Below are 15,433 nucleotides of genomic sequence, written 5' to 3'. Positions count from 1 at the left end.
TGATGTGTCATAAGATGGCCCAGTAACCCAATCAAGCGGCAAGGAGCGCGGACGGTGGAAACTACAGAATGGTTTAGCGAAGATCAGGCAACTTTTGGTGATCGAGTGGCAGGGGCGCGAGAAGCGGCTGGCCTGACCCAAAAACAACTCGCAGGAAAAATCGGGATCAAATTGACGACCCTGCGCGGATGGGAGGATGACCTCACTGAACCCCGTGCAAACAAACTCCAGATGCTGGCAGGTTTGCTGGGCGTTTCGATGAGCTGGCTCTTGACGGGGCAGGGCGAAGGCCCCACAGAACCGACTGAGGATGAAATTTCACCTGGTGTCGCTGACATTCTGTCCCAAATCCGCGAATTGCGGGTGCAAATGCAGGACAACGTCAAAAAGATGGGCCAGCTGGAACGGCAATTGCGCGCCGCGCTGAAGGAGTAACAATGACTGAACCGCGTGACATTCGGATCAAACGTTTGGCGATGCGCTCGATGCGTCGCGGCATCAAAGAGATGGATTTGATCCTGTCGGATTTCGCGAGCCGCGAACTGTCCACCATGTCCGACGCGGAGCTCGATCATTATGAGATTTTCATGGAGGAGGCCGATCTCGACCTCTACCAGTGGATCAGCGGCCAAACCGAGGCACCGGATCAATTCAAAGACCTGGTTGCCCGCATTTCCGTTTCGGCCAAAGGCCTGACGGCGCCGCGCCAATAATATCGGTGGTGACGAAAATTAGTCGCCACCTTTAACCAAATCTTCTGATTCTTACCCCTAGATGGTCCCACTGACCGAAAGAGGAGTAAGAGGCATGAGCCTGATTTCCGAACTCGGGGTCCAGAAGGAAACCTCCGCAATTACGGCGCAGAATGCTGCCTTTATGAACAACTATCTCGAATCCCTGTCGCTGGTCGAACGCCTGCACAGGTTGCTTCTGGATGTGATCAAAGACGAATTTGAACGCTTGGGCGTTCTGGAACTGAACCCTGTTCAGGCGCTCCTTTTGTTTAACGTGGGCGACAATGAGGTGACGGCGGGCGAACTGAAATCGCGCGGCTATTATCAGGGGTCAAACGTCAGCTATAACCTTAAGAAATTGGTGGATGGCGGCTTTATGCACCATCAGCGCTGCTATGCGGATCGCAGGTCTGTCCGCGTTCGTCTGACCGAAAAAGGCCGCCGCGTGCGGGATATCGTGTCCCGACTGTTCGCCGCCCATTCCGAAGGGCTGCAAAAGCGGGGGGTGGTGGATCATGACGGCATGGATATGATCTCTGGCTCGCTCAAACGGATCGAACGGTATTGGACCGACCAAATCCGCTATATCTACTGATCCAGTGAGCCAAGAGCGAGGCTGCGCAATTCCCGCAATAACTTGCGGCGCATCGCGGCCTCGTAATCGTCAAAGCCCGCGGCAGGTTCGACAAAGGCCTCTGGTCCACGAATGACGTATGTTTTCCAGTAGGATAACAGCCCTTCGTCATCCTCACCGCCGAGGATCACCAGCCCGTTGACGGTCATGCTGTCGTCCTCTGGGATGTCTTGGGGGCGGGGACCTGTGTTATTCTCGCCATCCCCTGATAGGTCGAGCGTGTGCCGCCAGCAGTCAGGCTGCTGGTCGAGCAACGCTTTGCCCGCCATCAGTGCCGACCCAATCGATGTGGTCAGATCACCGGGCGCTGTCGAAACTGTCGTTAATCGTGCGGCAATGGCAGAAAGGTCAGAGGCCGAGGCGACCTCGGTCCACGGCAACAGGATGGTCGCCGTGTCTGGCCCGCTCCATTGATAGACCGACAGCCTGATTGGGGCCATCGGGTCTGACAATATGGCCGCGCTGACTTCAGGCGCCAACAACGCCGCCGCCAATCCATCGAGCTGTAGACGATATTCCACCGCGTCCACTGACCCCGACACATCGAGCCCTAGGGCCAAGGCCTGACGACACTCCGCATCGGCAGGGAGGCCCGCCCCAATCAATGCAGCGGCGAAGAACGCCTTACCAGTGACCGACATTGTCCATGCTGACCCAAGGTTCCGCAGGTGCGAGCCGTTCACCCGCTTGCAGCAGTTCAATCGACACGTTGTCAGGCGACCGCACAAAGGCCATATGCCCATCGCGCGGTGGGCGGTTGATCGTCACGCCATTGTCCATAAGGTGCTGGCACGTCTCGTAAATATTCGGCACCTGATAGGCGAGGTGCCCGAAATGCCGTCCGTCCGACGGCAAGCCCTCATCGCCATCCCAGTTATAGGTCAGCTCAATCGGGCACTCCTCTTGGCCCTCAGGTGCCATAAACACGAGGCTAAACCGCCCCGCCTCATTGTCGATCCGACGCGTTTCACGCAGACCCAAGAGCGCATAAAACGCCATACTCTTTTCCAGATCCTTCACGCGGACCATCGTGTGCAAATACCGTAGGGTCATAGGTTTTCTCCCGAAACTGCTTTGGTCAAACCCTAGCACTCCAGCCGACGATGACCAGTTAGAAAGAAGAACGATAGCCGATCTCGATCCCCGTTTCGGATCGGGTAAAGCGGCTGATGTTGCTATCGGTTTGAACGGACCGAAGGCTGATCACGGGCATGAAACCCGCATAGGTCATGTTCGGAAAGGCAGCCTCTATCACGGCAAAGGACGTCTCGTCCCGCCGTTCGCCCGAAAACACTGGCGGCAGGGCGTAATCGTCATACAGCGTGACCGCACGGCCAACCGACGCCTGTAGTTGCACTGGCTTGCCCTGCATGTTCGGGGCAAAACTCGCGTAGAGGCTTGAGGCGGTATTGGCGCGGTTGGTAGTTGGGCTTTCGGTCATCGTATGATTGACGCCCGCGCTCCAACGCCCTTGGGCGATGCCCGTCTGCGCGATTGCAGTGATGCCTGCGCCGAACGTTGTGACCGTGTCGTCGTTCCGCCCGCCCGTCCGATCGAACCGCATTTCATGGCGGAGCGTCGCGGAAATTGCTGCGTTTTCACGCAGACCGAAGCTCAGCCCTGCGCCCAAGCGGGCCAAATCATAGGACTTTGCATCCCCCGACCAAACTTGCCCCACTTCTGCACTGATGTTCGACGTGAGGTTGTCCCATTTTTGCCGATGTTCAATGCCAGCGGTCAGGGAATAGGAACTGAGGTCCGCGTTGGTTAAATCGGGTGCACTGGCTTGGGCCGCGTCAGACAAGAACACGTTTTGCGACAGCAACTGCCCTGTCAAAGCGGTCAAGTGCTCTGACGATTGGTCAATCCGATAGCGCGCAGATATCTGCCCCGAGGCCACCGTACCAGAGAGCGCCTGCGCCTCTGCACTGAGGGTCCCAACCCAAGGTACGCCGTCAATCACGTTCAGCGCCGTATCGCTGCCGCCGTTCACGTTGTCGGACCGTCTGACTGATGCATTTACGCGAAACCACAGCGGATTTTGCGCGGCGACCTGTTTGTAATCTTGGGCCGTTTGCGCGGCGAGGTTCGGCAGTTCCGCGTGGGTCGCCGCGCGCCTTAGCCAGAGTTGCGAGAGGGTGAACCGATTATCGAGCTTGGCCGCGAGGGCCGCAATGCGGGCGGCCTCGTAGGATTGCAACCCTGCCTCGGCTTGTCGATAGGCGCGGCGGGCGGTGCTGCGGGCCAATGGGTAATCGCCCACCCGTATCAATCCCGTCGCCAAGATTGCCAAGGCATCTGCGTCGTCTGGGTCCGCATCCAAAAGCGCGAGCGCCAAGTCCATCGCGAACCCAAAATCGCCCGACAATAGCGCTTGTCGTGCCATGACGTGGCCTTGGGTGAGGGATATTTCGGCGGTTTCGGCCCGCCCGACGGACGGCGCTAGGCTAACCCCGAGAGCGAAAACTGATGTGGTAAAGACGTTAATTAACCGTCGCACAGATGGGGTCCGCCCCAGTCAATCCGCATTGCGTTAGAACGAAAACACCATATTCATCAGCATTCTCGACCCCAACGTGGTTTTCAACGAAAATGCCACCCGCGACGCCTTCAGCGTTTGCTCCACCAAAGACACCACCGTAATTGCCGATGCCCGCTTGGTCCCGATTTTGTGCATCGCCGTAGAATTCGCCCATATCGTTAATGGTGGTCACGGTGAGGACGATATCGGGCAAATAGCCTTCGTCGTCGTAGGTCGGAGTATAGTGCGGCAGTGGCGTGTTGCCCCATTCTCGATGGTAGATTATTCCGTTAATTAAATTATCCCCAAAGTCGACGTTGAGAAAAATCTGACCGTGAACCGTTAACGTCTGACGAGGTGGGATCCCATCGTAGACTTCAATTGTCGGTTCTAAAAGTAGCTCGTTGACGGCACCCATATTCGTGACACCCGCATAGTGGCCAGCATAGGAAACCAAGCCATTGTCTGACCCAGTTAGAGATGGAGTCGGGTTCACAAATGCCTCAAGTGCGATGAACGTCGAGCCTGACATATAGATGTTAAATTGACCACCATCAGAGGCTACGGCCCCTTGAACCGTTCTGGCAAAATCTTGTGCGACAAAGGCGGTGTAGTGTCGATCTAGAGGGTCGTCTTGATAGGTGAAGGCGAGGTAGCCCTCGACGTCAAGTTGAGGTGTCCGATTGTAGGCTGCTAATGGATACTGCCCATTTGTTTGGTCAAGGCCAGTTAGATCAACGGACAACGTGCCTGCATCAGGATCAAAAACCACCCCGCGCATGTCATCGGTCAGCTTCGAAAAATCGGTGGTGCTCTCTTCGTCCGCACCTGTGCCTGTGCCAGTATCCACCTCCGCTCGCTGAAACGGGTTTGTCCCATCTCCGCCGCAGGCCGCGAGGGCGGTCAGGAGGGCGAAAGTCAAAATGGATTTCTGCATTATCAGACTCTGAAAATCGTTCTTGTATATTGAGGGCGACAATCGACTTTAGGTTAGTCTCTGTCAACCATTCGGCTAGGTTAAATCTGTGCCTGTCGCGCTGCTGACACGGAATATGGAGGTTTTGCCTCTGACGTCTGCCATATATAGTGATGCGCGAGTCACCAGTCCCCGAGGAGAGCAAAATGTCCATTACCCCCGAACAAGAGGCCGAGGTTGCCGAACTTCGCGCGACACCGCGTCAAACATTGCGGGCTGTTTCCGAGGGGATGGAAAGCCACCTCTACACCATCAAACCCGTGCTGGATCACGGCTTTGTTCGGGTTGTGGACTACATGGGCGATGACGCTGCGATCTGTCAGGCGGCGCGTGTGTCCTATGGCAAAGGCACGAAATCTGTTCAGAACGACGCAGGTCTGATCCGCTATTTGATGCGCCACTGGCACTCGACCCCGTTCGAGATGTGCGAGATCAAACTTCACGTCAAACTTCCTGTCTTTGTCGCGCGCCAGTGGATCCGTCACCGGACGGCGAACGTGAACGAATACTCCGCCCGCTATTCGATCATGGATCGTGAATTCTACATCCCAGAGCCCGACGTTCTGGCAGCCCAGTCGGTGATCAACAACCAAGGCCGTGGTGAGGTTCTGACGGGTGAAGAAGCGGCGCGTGTTCTCGAATACCTGAAGGGTGATGCGGCACGTTGCTACGACCACTATCAGGAAATGATCTCTCAGGACGGTCAGCAGGGCCTTGCACGTGAATTGGCGCGGATGAACCTGCCTGCGAACATCTACACCCAGTGGTATTGGAAGGTGGACCTTCACAACCTGTTCCACTTCTTGCGTTTGCGGGCGGATAGCCATGCGCAGTACGAAATTCGCGTCTATGCGGACGAAATTTGTAAGGTCGTCGCCGATTGGGTACCTGCCGCGTATCAAGCGTTCGAGGATTACCGCATGGGTGGTGCAACGCTCTCGGGTAAAGCTCTCGACTGTGTGCGACGTATGCTTAAAGGCGAGTCTGTGACTCAGGAAAACAGTGGCATGAGCGCAGGTGAGTGGCGCGAGTTCCAAACCGTTCTAGAAAACTGACGCTACTTTTTGCTTTTTAAGTTCAAAGCCTACCCTGTTTCACGGGGTAGGCTTTTGCATATGTTACTTTTGTCAGATTTTCTGATATACTACACGCTAAAGTGTCATGTGATCGTTGGCGGTGACTTGCATTCCTGTCACAAAAGAATATTTGGTAAAAGTTGACGTTGGGTAAGTCTTTGTTTTGGCGTAAAGCTAAACAGTCATCGGTCGTTACCGATGCCAAAGACCAATTTGCTGGAGATAGATGTGCCGGAAGACAGCCAACAATTGATACGTTTGATCTATGTAAGCGTTGCTGCACCCGATATGGGAAGCGAGCAGATCGAACACATTTTGGTCAAGGCATCCAAGCGCAATGAGATCAAAGGTCTCACTGGCATGTTGATCTATGACGAGGGGCAGTTCTGGCAGGTTCTCGAGGGACCGCTCGACGCCGTTATGTCGACCTTTGATGATATCCGTTCCGATAAACGTCACACTGATGTCACCACGCTCGTGACCGAGGATATCGCCAAACGCGAGTTCAAGACGTTCCGCATGGGAACACCTGGAAACGTGCGCAGTTTCAACGATCCAGAGCTTCATTCGAACGTCAATGCGGCGCTGGCACGTGAAAAAGTGAGCACTGCCAAAGAAGCCTCGCAACGGTTGGTGCGAGGGTTCAGTCAGGATGGGCAGTGGTATCCGCTGATTGCTGAGCGGTCCGAGGGCTAACGCCGGTTAGCCTGCTGCCTTGAGGTTGCCTGCCATTTGGCGTCCATCACGGCCTTCAATCAGGTCGAATTCGACCTTCTGATTGTCTGCCAATCCGGTCATGCCGGCTTGTTCAACAGCTGATACATGGACAAACACATCCTTGCCGCCACCATCGGGGGCGATAAAGCCATAGCCCTTGGTTGTGTTGAACCATTTTACAGTACCGCTAGCCATTGTCGTAACTCCTTCGTCGTCGGTTGCCCGTTTGGGCGTGGCCGTCACGATGAGCGCGCATTACGTTGTGACACTCACCGATCTGCGACTCAAAGCCTAACACGATTTTCCAAAAGACAAATGACAACCTTGCATTGAGGCGACATCTTGCGCGAAATGCCGAAAAAGGAGGCAAAATGAAGGTCTATTCCCTGAAGTCCTGCGACACCTGTCGCAAGGCGATCAAAGAAATGACGGCAGGGGGGCTCGACCCTCAGGTTCAAGACGTGCGCGCGGATGGGTTGTCTGGCGATGATATCGTGGCGATTTTGTCGGCCTTTGGGGAAAAGGCGGTGAACCGTGCCTCGACCACATGGCGCGGACTGTCGGACGAGGATAAGGCGCGTGATCCTGCCGATTTGCTCGCCGAACATCCGACGCTCCTTAAGCGTCCCGTGATCGTCTCTGATGGCGTCTGGTATCAAGGCTGGTCTGCCGCCGTTAAAGCCAGCGTTCTGGCCTAGGGTGTTGTGGCGCGGTCGTGCCGTGCCTATGTAGGGTCAGCAATAAACAGGAGCACGCGATGCGTAGCGCAGCCAAAGCCTTGGGTATTTTCGGCGGGGTGATCGGTATGATCATCGGGATTTTCAGCTTTGGCTATGTGTCCCTCACGGAAACCCACTCCGAAGTCGGAGAAATTTTTGGCGTCGTGACCAACCCCGCATTTATCAAAGCGGCGAGCTTCCTCGGCCCGATCCTCGCGATCACGGGGGCTGGTATGGCGAAATACCGTGCGCTCTGGGGTGGTGGGCTTTTGCTGGTGTCGGCGGTGATGATGTATGCCGCGTTCGGCTTTAACTTTGCCACCATGTTCCCAATCGGCATGGCAGGCGTCGGCGGGATCCTCGCGATTGCGGCGGGTAAGCCAGACGAAGAAAAGGCGCACTTTTAAGCGCGCCTTTTCAAATTCTTAGAATGTTTTGATTACCGCAGATCGGGCGGTGTCGCCTCGACGGCGAGATCAGCGATGATCTGGTCAAGAGCGATGGTCTCGGTCTTGTTTTCACCCAGACGGCGGGCGGAAACGGTGCGTTCCTCGACCTCACGTGCGCCGATGGCGAGGATGACAGGCACCTTGCCAAGGCTGTGTTCACGGACCTTGTAGTTGATCTTTTCGTTGCGGATGTCGGCCTCAGCGCGGATGCCGCGTGCCTGCAGCGCCTCAACGACCTCAGCCACGTAACCGTCCGCATCCGACACGATCGACGCCACAACCACCTGACGTGGCGCGAGCCAGAACGGAAGTTTGCCTGCGTGCTCTTCGATCAGAATACCGATGAAGCGTTCGAACGATCCCAGAACCGCGCGGTGCAGCATGACGGGGCGATGTTTGTCGCCGTCAGTGCCAACGTAAACCGCATCCAGACGCTCTGGCAGGTTCGGGTCAACCTGCAGGGTGCCGCACTGCCAATCACGACCAATCGCGTCGGTCAGGACGAATTCCAACTTCGGACCATAGAATGCGCCTTCGCCTTCTTGGATTTCGTAGTTGTAGCCCGCAGCCTTACACGCATCACCCAGTGCGGCCTCTACACGATCCCAGCTCTCATCCGAACCAACACGTTTTTCAGGACGGGTAGAGAGTTTGATCTTCCAATTGTGGAAGCCTAGGTCCGCGTAAATCCCAGCGAGGAAGTCGATGAATTTCTTCGTTTCGGCTTCGATCTGGTCGTCGGTGCAGAAGATGTGCGCGTCGTCTTGGGTAAAGCCACGCACACGCATGATCCCGTGCAGAGCGCCCGAGGGTTCATAACGGTTGCACGACCCAAATTCAGCCATGCGCAGCGGCAGGTCACGGTAGGATTTCAGACCGTGGTTGAACACCTGAACGTGGCAAGGACAGTTCATCGGCTTCAGCGCGTTGACGGTTTTTTCACGGGCATGATCTTCGTCAACTTCAACGATGAACATGTTTTCTTGGTAGTTTTCCCAGTGACCCGAGGCTTCCCACAGTTTGCGGTTCACGACCTGCGGGGTGTTCACCTCGACGTATCCATCACGGCGCTGCTGGCGACGCATGTAGTCCTGCAGCGTGGTGTAAATGGTCCAGCCGTTCGGGTGCCAGAACACCTGACCTGGTGCCTCTTCCTGCATGTGGTAGAGGTCCATTTCTTTACCGAGCTTGCGGTGATCCCGCTTTGCCGCTTCCTCAAGCATGTTGAGGTGCGCCTTGAGGTCGTTGCGGTTTTTGAACGCGATACCGTAGATACGCTGCAACATTGGACGCGAGCTATCGCCGAGCCAATATGCACCCGCCACGTGGGTCAGTTTGAACGCATCAGCGGGAACCTGACCGGTGTTCTGCAGGTGCGGACCGCGGCAGAGGTCCTGCCAGTCGCCGTGCCAATACATCCGCAGGTCTTGGCCTTCGGGGATGCGGTTCACCAGTTCGACCTTATAAGGTTCGTTGGTGTCCTCGTAATGTTTGATCGCGCGGGCGCGGTCCCACACTTCGGTCTTTACCTCCTCGCGTGCGTTGATGATCTCTTTCATCTTCGCTTCGATTTCGCCGAGGTCTTCGGGGGTAAACGGCTCTTCGCGGTCAAAGTCATAGAACCAGCCGTAATCGCGAACGGGGCCGATGGTCACTTTGACGTCTGGCCAAATCGCCTGAACAGCGCGGGCCATGATGTGAGCGAGGTCGTGGCGGATCAGTTCCAGCGCAGGTTCATCATCCTGCATGGTGTTGATCGCAACCGTTGCGTCCTCGTTGATCGGCCACTGAAGGTCCCAATGGGCACCGTTCACGTTGGCAGAAATGGCTTTTTTGGCCAGCGAAGGGGCAATAGATGCCGCGACTTCAGCAGGGGTTACGCCTGCATCATAAGAACGCGAATTGCCATCGGGGAAGGTAAGGGAAATCTGGCTCATAGCCGTCTCCTCGTCAGTTTGGCGCCCACGGAACGCCCGGTTGCGGGTATATGGTTCGAGCCGCGTTTTGATCCTCGATTGATGACACGTCAAGCCCGCAGGCTTGCCATTCTGGGTCATCGGGGCAAATGTGGCGAAAAAATCAAAGAGAGAACCGCTATGACCGAGTATCTGACCACCCCAGAGGGCCGCCGCATCGCCTATAACCTCACCAAAGGTCGCGCGCCCTATGTCGTGTTTTGCGGTGGTCTAAAGTCCGACATGGAAGGAACCAAAGCGCTCGCTCTCGAAGAATGGGCCAAGGCATCGGGGCAGGGGTTCTTGCGGTTCGACTATTCTGGCCACGGCATCAGCGATGGCGATTTTGAGGACGGCTGCATCGGTGATTGGTTCGAAGACGCCAGCGCCGCGATCGACATGATCGACGGTGAGGTCGTCTTGGTCGGATCCTCTATGGGCGGTTGGGTGTCGCTGCTATTGTCCCGCGAACGCGCGGATAAGGTCGCGGGGCTCGTCACTATCGCAGGTGCGCCCGACTTTACCGAGGACGGCTATTGGGCGGGGTTCACTGACGAAGAGCGCGAAACCATCATGACCGTGGGCCGCATCGAAATCCCGAACGAATATGTTGAGCCCTATGTCATCACCCGTCGTCTGATTGAGGATGGCCGCACCCGCCTGATCCTGCGTAGCCCGCTGACCTTTCCATTTCCGGCGCGCATTCTGCAAGGCAGCGCGGATGATGTGGTCACGCAGGACGTCGCGGAACGCCTTTTTGCCCATGCGCAGGGCGACGATATCCAACTGACCGTCGTCAAAGGCGCGGACCATCGGTTCTCTGATCCGGCCTGTCTGGCGCTGATCAAAAAGTCGGTTTGTGATATTTTGGAACGTATCGGCTAAATTGTGATCCTTTGCCCTCTTCCCTCAAAAGGAGAGTTGCGCCATGATGCGGTTAAGACGGGTGAAAACATCCGCGAAAGACTGACGCAGGCAATTCCGCGGATGACGCGGGGGCAGGACACCAATGACCGAACCAATGGTTCTTTTACCCGGCATTTTGTCGGATATCAGACTGTTTTTACCGCAGTTGACCGCCTTGGGTCGCGAACGCCCCGTGATGGTCGCGCCGACCTGCCAAGGCGAGCGGATTGACGAAATCGCATCGAACCTCTTGCCCGGTTTGCCTCAGAAATTTGCCCTCGCGGGGCATGGATTTGGCGGCATGGTCGCGATGGAGATTTTGCGCCGCGCACCTGAGAGGGTCACGCGGGTTGCGCTGATCTCAACCTCGCCATTGCCTGAAACGCCACAGGATTCCGCCGAAAGGGAACTTCGGATTGTGGGCGCGCGGGCAGGGCGGTTTGACGACATCTTAGCCAAAGAGGTTCCGATGGACGCCATCGGTGCCGCCCATCGCAAGGACGTTTGGGGCAAACTGCAAACCATGGGTAAGGCGGGCGGAGCCGAGACCTATGTCCGCCAATGCCGCGCCATGCAGCGCCGCCGCGACCAACAAAGCACCCTGCGTCGCATTAAACAGCCTGCGCTTTTGATTTGTGGGGCTGAGGACACCGTTTTTCCCGTCAAACGCCACGAATTTATGGCGCAACTGATCCCCTACGCGCAACTGGCTGTGCTGCCAGGTGTAGGGCATTTGCCGAGCCTAGAGGCCCCTGCCGCCTTTGGGGAAACCCTGCGGTCGTGGATGAAGCAGCCCTTGGTTCTGCAGTAAGGGGGAGGGCGCTGCCCTCTTGGCCTGCGGCCAATTCACCCGGGATATTTACAGCACAAAGGCAGCAAAAAGGGGCCCTGAGGCCCCTTTGTTCGTTTAGCCGTTAACCGCGACGACCTTGGGTTTCGCGGGCGCCGTTCCAGCATTCGCGTCGATAAAGTCGAGCACGAGCGGGCGGATGTTGTTGCGCCAGCTGCCGCCAGCAAAGATACCGTAGTGACCTGCACCCGGTTCAACGTGCCATGCTTTTTTCTCGTCCGGCAGGTTGGTCAGGAGGTCCAACGCGGCTTTGCACTGACCGGGTGCCGAGATGTCGTCCTCTTCGCCTTCGACAGTTTTCACAGCAACGGTCGTGATCTTAGAGATGTCGACCTTATGGCCGTTCACGGTGAACGCGTTGCGAGCGATATCGCGGTTTTTGAACACGCGCTCAACGGTCGACAGATAGAACTCTGCCGTCATATCCATCACGGCGAGGTATTCGTCGTAGAACACGTTGTGTTTGTCGTGGTCCGAAGACTCGCCTTTGGCGGCGCGGAAAATCTGGTTCTGGAATGCTTCGGCATGGGTTTGACCGTTCATCGAGATGAAGGAGGCCAACTGCAGAAGGCCCGGATAGACCTTGCGGCCTACGCCCGCGTATTTAAAGCCAACGCGCTGGATCATCGTCTGTTCCAACTGGCCCATCGTGACCGAATGGCCAAAATCGGTCACTTCGGTCGGGGCGGCGCTGGGATCAACGGGACCACCGATCAGGGTGAGGGTCTTTGGCTGCGCCTTAGGGTCAAGCTCTGCCAAATAGGCGGTCGCGGCCAAGGTCAGGGGAACAGGCTGGCAGACGGCGATCACGTTAATGTCGCTGCCCAAGTGTTTCATGAAATCAACGAGGTAGAGGGTGTAATCCTCAACGTCGAATTTCCCTTCGCTGACAGGAATGTCGCGGGCGTTGTGCCAATCGGTGGTGTAAACCTCGCAATCGGGCAGGAGGCTCATCACGGTTTTGCGCAGGAGGGTCGCATAGTGGCCGGACATCGGTGCCACGAGCAGCACACGGCGTTTCATCGGCTTGCGGCCTGCGACCTTAAAGTGCACGAGATCGCCAAAGGGACGTTCGATGACCTTTTGCACCTGAACGATGTGGTCTTTGCCGTCGCCCGTTTGAACCGAAGGAATACCCCAGTCAGGTTTCGCAACCATGCGAGAGAAGGTCCGTTCAGTCACTTCGCCCCAAGCACCGAGCCATTCGACCATTGGATTGGAGGTCGCGGCCAATGCTGGATACGCGGCAAATGCACGCGCTGTCGCACCTAACCACTGATTAGTGTTACGAACGCTTTCCATAAGGTCGTAAGTGTACATATACTTCACTTGTAACGTCTCCTGTTCGCGGAACGATGCAGCCAATGCAACGTCCCCAAACTCTGCAGACAGGGCGATGCTGCATGTGCGAAGGTTAAGGGGAGGACGCACATATGACAACTAATGATTTGGTCGAAGATGCCGCAGGGCATCCGCAGCTCGCGAAACTCGAACAAAACATGGCGCGAATTGAGGCTTTGACGCAGCGCGTTATGGCCGCTTTCGCCCATAAACGTCATGTGCCAGAAGCATTACAAGGTCCGTCGCAAGAGCTCTATATGAAAGCGGCGATGGCCTATTGGACCGAGGCTGCCGCGAATCCAGCAAAGCTGTTTGAGCAACAGATCGCGTATTGGGGCAAAACGCTGACCCATTTTGCAGAGGCTCAGGCGGCCTTGGCAAAGGGCACGTTAGAAGCGCCAGAGGATCACACGCCCGATGATCGTCGGTTCAGTAACCCGATGTGGAAGACGAACCCCTATTTCAATATGGTCAAGCAGCAATACCTGATCAACGCTGAGGCTCTGGCTAAAGGCGTCGAAGAGATCGAGGGGATTTCTGACCTTGAACGTAAACGTCTGAAGTATTTCGGCGCGCAGGTCGTCGACATGATGTGTCCGACCAATTTCCTGCCCACCAACCCCGACGCACTGGAACGCGCGATCGAAACCGAAGGGCAGAGCCTGATCGACGGGCTGGAAAACCTCGTGCGTGACTTAGAGGCGCATGACGGTGAACTGGTTGTGTCGCTCGCGGATGGGTCTGCCTTTAAACTGGGCGAAAATATTGGGACCAGCAAAGGCGAGGTTGTATTCCGCAACCATATGTTCGAACTGATCCAATACACGCCGACGACCGATCAGGTGCGTGATATTCCGATTGTTCTGTTTCCGCCGTGGATCAACAAATTCTACATCCTCGACCTCAAGGAAAAGAACAGCCTTGTGAAATGGATCGTGGATCAAGGCTACACGCTGTTCATCGTCTCTTGGGTCAACCCTGGTCCTGCGATGCGCGATACGGGGCTGAACGACTATATCGAGGATGGCTACCGCACCGCGATGCGTGAGGTGAAATCCATCTGCGGTACCGAGTCGATCAATGCGGTGGGCTATTGCATCGCGGGCACCACATTGTCGCTGACGCTTTCGCGGATGAAACAGCAGGGGGATACCTCTGTCAGCTCCGCGACCTTCTTTACCACGCTGACGGATTTCTCGGATCAGGGTGAGTTTAGCGTCTTCCTCACCGACGACTTTGTTGACGGGATTGAGGCCGAGGTGAACCGCACGGGCGTGCTCGAGTCCTTCTATATGGCGCGCACCTTTAGCTACCTGCGCTCGCGTGACCTGATCTATCAGCCCGCGATCAAGAGCTACATGATGGGTGAAACCCCACCAGCCTTTGATCTGCTGTATTGGAACGGGGACGGCACGAACTTGCCCGCAAAGATGGCCGTCGAATACTTGCGTGGCCTCTGTCAAAAGAACAAATTCGCGGATGGCGGGTTTGAACTCGCTGGCGACGTGCTGAAGATCAATGAGGTGGATGTCCCGCTCTGTGCCATTGCCTGTGAAACCGACCACATCGCTGCGTGGCATGCGTCATATGCTGGTGTGCAGCAGATGGGATCGAAGGATAAGACCTTTATCTTGTCAGAGAGCGGTCACATCGCGGGCATCGTAAACCCTCCGTCCAAGGGCAAATATGGGCACTACACCAATCCCGACATGTCTGGTTCCGCGGAAGAGTGGAAATCGGGCGCTGTGCGCAATGACGGGTCGTGGTGGCCACGGTGGGGCGCGTGGCTCGCTGAACGGTCAGGCGAGATGGTTCCCGCCAGAACGCCGGGTGATTCGACCCATCCAGTGCTCTGTTCGGCCCCTGGAACTTACGTAGCGGCAGTACCACCAGAGGGGGAATAACCCTCTGGTGGGGTCTAACCTACTGATTTTGCTGTGTCGCAGAAATTTCACATGCTGCAATGCAGAAAAAACTTGAAATGCTGCGGTGCAGCATGCATATTGTTGGTAAGACAAATGACCAGCGGCAAGCGCCGCATGTACCATGAAAGGTATTACCGATGACTGCTTCTACTGACTTCACCGCTGTATTCAAAGACATGATGGGCGCATTCCCGATCGACACCAAATCGATGGAAGACGCTTACAAATCGCAAACCACTCTGGCTGAAAAAATGTCGGCTGTTGCGATCGACGCTGCTCAGAAATCGACCGAACTGTCGGCAAAATGGGCTCAAGACACTCTGGCAAAACTGACCGAGCTGTCGACCGTTAAAGCAGAGCCTGCTGACTACGCAAAATCGGTTACCGATTTCGCTTCGACCGCTGCTGAAGCTGCTGCAGAGCACATGGCTGCTTTCGCTGAAATCGCGAAAAAAGTTCAGACAGACACTCTGGAACTGATGATGGCTGCTGGCAAAACCGCTCAGGAAGACCTGACCGCTGCTGCTAAAAAAGCAACCACCGAAGTTACGGCTGCTGCTAAAAAAGCTGCTGCGAAGTAATTCGACTTACCGACCTGATCCTCCTCCCTTTAGGTCGGAAATGATGGGC

18 protein-coding genes are annotated in these 15,433 nt (G+C 56.1%); 11 read left to right on the top strand and 7 right to left on the bottom strand.

From position 1 onward, the window contains the following. Positions 1-54 precede the first annotated feature (54 nt). From AC1QQ2_RS00805 to AC1QQ2_RS00795, 3 genes are all read left to right on the top strand, one after another. Positions 55-435, top strand: a complete 381-nt coding sequence (locus AC1QQ2_RS00805) for a helix-turn-helix domain-containing protein (RefSeq protein ID WP_105234773.1) — start codon at positions 55-57, stop codon at positions 433-435. Positions 436-437: 2 nt separating this feature from the next. Beyond that, positions 438-713: a succinate dehydrogenase assembly factor 2 gene (locus AC1QQ2_RS00800; protein WP_249945488.1), complete on the top strand. Its 276-nt coding sequence runs from the start codon at positions 438-440 to the stop codon at positions 711-713. 163 nt (positions 714-876) lie between these two features. After that, on the top strand, positions 877-1,329 hold the full coding sequence (locus AC1QQ2_RS00795) for a MarR family winged helix-turn-helix transcriptional regulator (protein ID WP_074039062.1): 453 nt from the start codon (positions 877-879) through the stop codon (positions 1,327-1,329). Here the strand turns inward: AC1QQ2_RS00795 and AC1QQ2_RS00790 are convergent. Genes AC1QQ2_RS00790 through AC1QQ2_RS00775 form a run of 4 tightly spaced genes read right to left on the bottom strand, consistent with a single transcriptional unit; the run spans position 1,323 to position 4,826 of the window. Then, the gene (locus tag AC1QQ2_RS00790) at positions 1,323-2,051 is read right to left on the bottom strand and encodes a DUF1194 domain-containing protein (RefSeq protein ID WP_479711712.1); all 729 of its coding nucleotides are present in this window, start codon (positions 2,049-2,051) and stop codon (positions 1,323-1,325) included. The two genes, AC1QQ2_RS00795 and AC1QQ2_RS00790, sit on opposite strands and share 7 nt — an antisense overlap. Further along, positions 1,993-2,421: a VOC family protein gene (locus tag AC1QQ2_RS00785; protein WP_438987496.1), complete on the bottom strand. Its 429-nt coding sequence runs from the start codon at positions 2,419-2,421 to the stop codon at positions 1,993-1,995. Before AC1QQ2_RS00785 ends, AC1QQ2_RS00790 begins: the two co-directional genes overlap by 59 nt. A gap of 58 nt (positions 2,422-2,479) precedes the next feature. Continuing rightward, a complete protein-coding gene (locus AC1QQ2_RS00780) occupies positions 2,480-3,868 on the bottom strand; it encodes a hypothetical protein (RefSeq protein ID WP_479711711.1) in 1,389 nt (462 codons plus the stop codon). Then, on the bottom strand, positions 3,852-4,826 hold the full coding sequence (locus tag AC1QQ2_RS00775) for a hypothetical protein (protein ID WP_479711710.1): 975 nt from the start codon (positions 4,824-4,826) through the stop codon (positions 3,852-3,854). Before AC1QQ2_RS00775 ends, AC1QQ2_RS00780 begins: the two co-directional genes overlap by 17 nt. Before the next feature lie 185 nt (positions 4,827-5,011). On the opposite strand from AC1QQ2_RS00775, the gene thyX reads away from it, so the two are divergent. After that, entirely contained in the window at positions 5,012-5,920 is a 909-nt protein-coding gene (thyX, locus tag AC1QQ2_RS00770; protein ID WP_479711709.1) for an FAD-dependent thymidylate synthase, read from the top strand. Positions 5,921-6,139: 219 nt separating this feature from the next. Continuing rightward, positions 6,140-6,637, top strand: a complete 498-nt coding sequence (locus AC1QQ2_RS00765) for a BLUF domain-containing protein (protein WP_479711708.1) — start codon at positions 6,140-6,142, stop codon at positions 6,635-6,637. Positions 6,638-6,643: 6 nt separating this feature from the next. Here AC1QQ2_RS00765 and AC1QQ2_RS00760 read toward each other — a convergent pair whose 3' ends face one another. Then, positions 6,644-6,853: a cold-shock protein gene (locus AC1QQ2_RS00760; RefSeq protein WP_067545895.1), complete on the bottom strand. Its 210-nt coding sequence runs from the start codon at positions 6,851-6,853 to the stop codon at positions 6,644-6,646. 176 nt (positions 6,854-7,029) lie between these two features. Between AC1QQ2_RS00760 and AC1QQ2_RS00755 the strand changes: the two genes are divergently transcribed. Next, on the top strand, positions 7,030-7,356 hold the full coding sequence (locus AC1QQ2_RS00755; protein ID WP_479711707.1) for an arsenate reductase family protein: 327 nt from the start codon (positions 7,030-7,032) through the stop codon (positions 7,354-7,356). A 59-nt stretch (positions 7,357-7,415) separates the two neighbouring features. Next, on the top strand, positions 7,416-7,784 hold the full coding sequence (locus AC1QQ2_RS00750; protein ID WP_438987501.1) for a hypothetical protein: 369 nt from the start codon (positions 7,416-7,418) through the stop codon (positions 7,782-7,784). Between the two features lie 32 nt (positions 7,785-7,816). Here AC1QQ2_RS00750 and thrS read toward each other — a convergent pair whose 3' ends face one another. Further along, positions 7,817-9,763, bottom strand: a complete 1,947-nt coding sequence (gene thrS / locus AC1QQ2_RS00745; protein ID WP_479711706.1) for a threonine--tRNA ligase — start codon at positions 9,761-9,763, stop codon at positions 7,817-7,819. 159 nt (positions 9,764-9,922) lie between these two features. Between thrS and AC1QQ2_RS00740 the strand changes: the two genes are divergently transcribed. Beyond that, on the top strand, positions 9,923-10,666 hold the full coding sequence (locus AC1QQ2_RS00740) for an alpha/beta hydrolase (protein ID WP_479711705.1): 744 nt from the start codon (positions 9,923-9,925) through the stop codon (positions 10,664-10,666). Between the two features lie 124 nt (positions 10,667-10,790). Further along, positions 10,791-11,498 (top strand): alpha/beta fold hydrolase, encoded by a 708-nt coding sequence (locus AC1QQ2_RS00735; RefSeq protein WP_479711704.1) that lies wholly within the window; start codon positions 10,791-10,793, stop codon positions 11,496-11,498. 96 nt (positions 11,499-11,594) lie between these two features. Here AC1QQ2_RS00735 and phaZ read toward each other — a convergent pair whose 3' ends face one another. Further along, a complete protein-coding gene (gene phaZ / locus AC1QQ2_RS00730; protein ID WP_249945500.1) occupies positions 11,595-12,866 on the bottom strand; it encodes a polyhydroxyalkanoate depolymerase in 1,272 nt (423 codons plus the stop codon). A 104-nt stretch (positions 12,867-12,970) separates the two neighbouring features. Here phaZ and AC1QQ2_RS00725 point away from each other — a divergent pair, with 104 nt between their 5' ends. Next, positions 12,971-14,782, top strand: coding sequence for a PHA/PHB synthase family protein (locus AC1QQ2_RS00725; RefSeq protein ID WP_479711703.1), 1,812 nt, complete (start codon positions 12,971-12,973; stop codon positions 14,780-14,782). 158 nt (positions 14,783-14,940) lie between these two features. After that, entirely contained in the window at positions 14,941-15,384 is a 444-nt protein-coding gene (locus tag AC1QQ2_RS00720) for a phasin family protein (protein ID WP_479711702.1), read from the top strand. Positions 15,385-15,433 lie beyond the last annotated feature (49 nt).

The organism is Aestuarium sp., from assembly GCF_023253315.1.
Lineage (GTDB): Bacteria > Pseudomonadota > Alphaproteobacteria > Rhodobacterales > Rhodobacteraceae > Marivivens > Marivivens donghaensis.
This window is presented reverse-complemented; position numbering and strand designations above follow the sequence as displayed.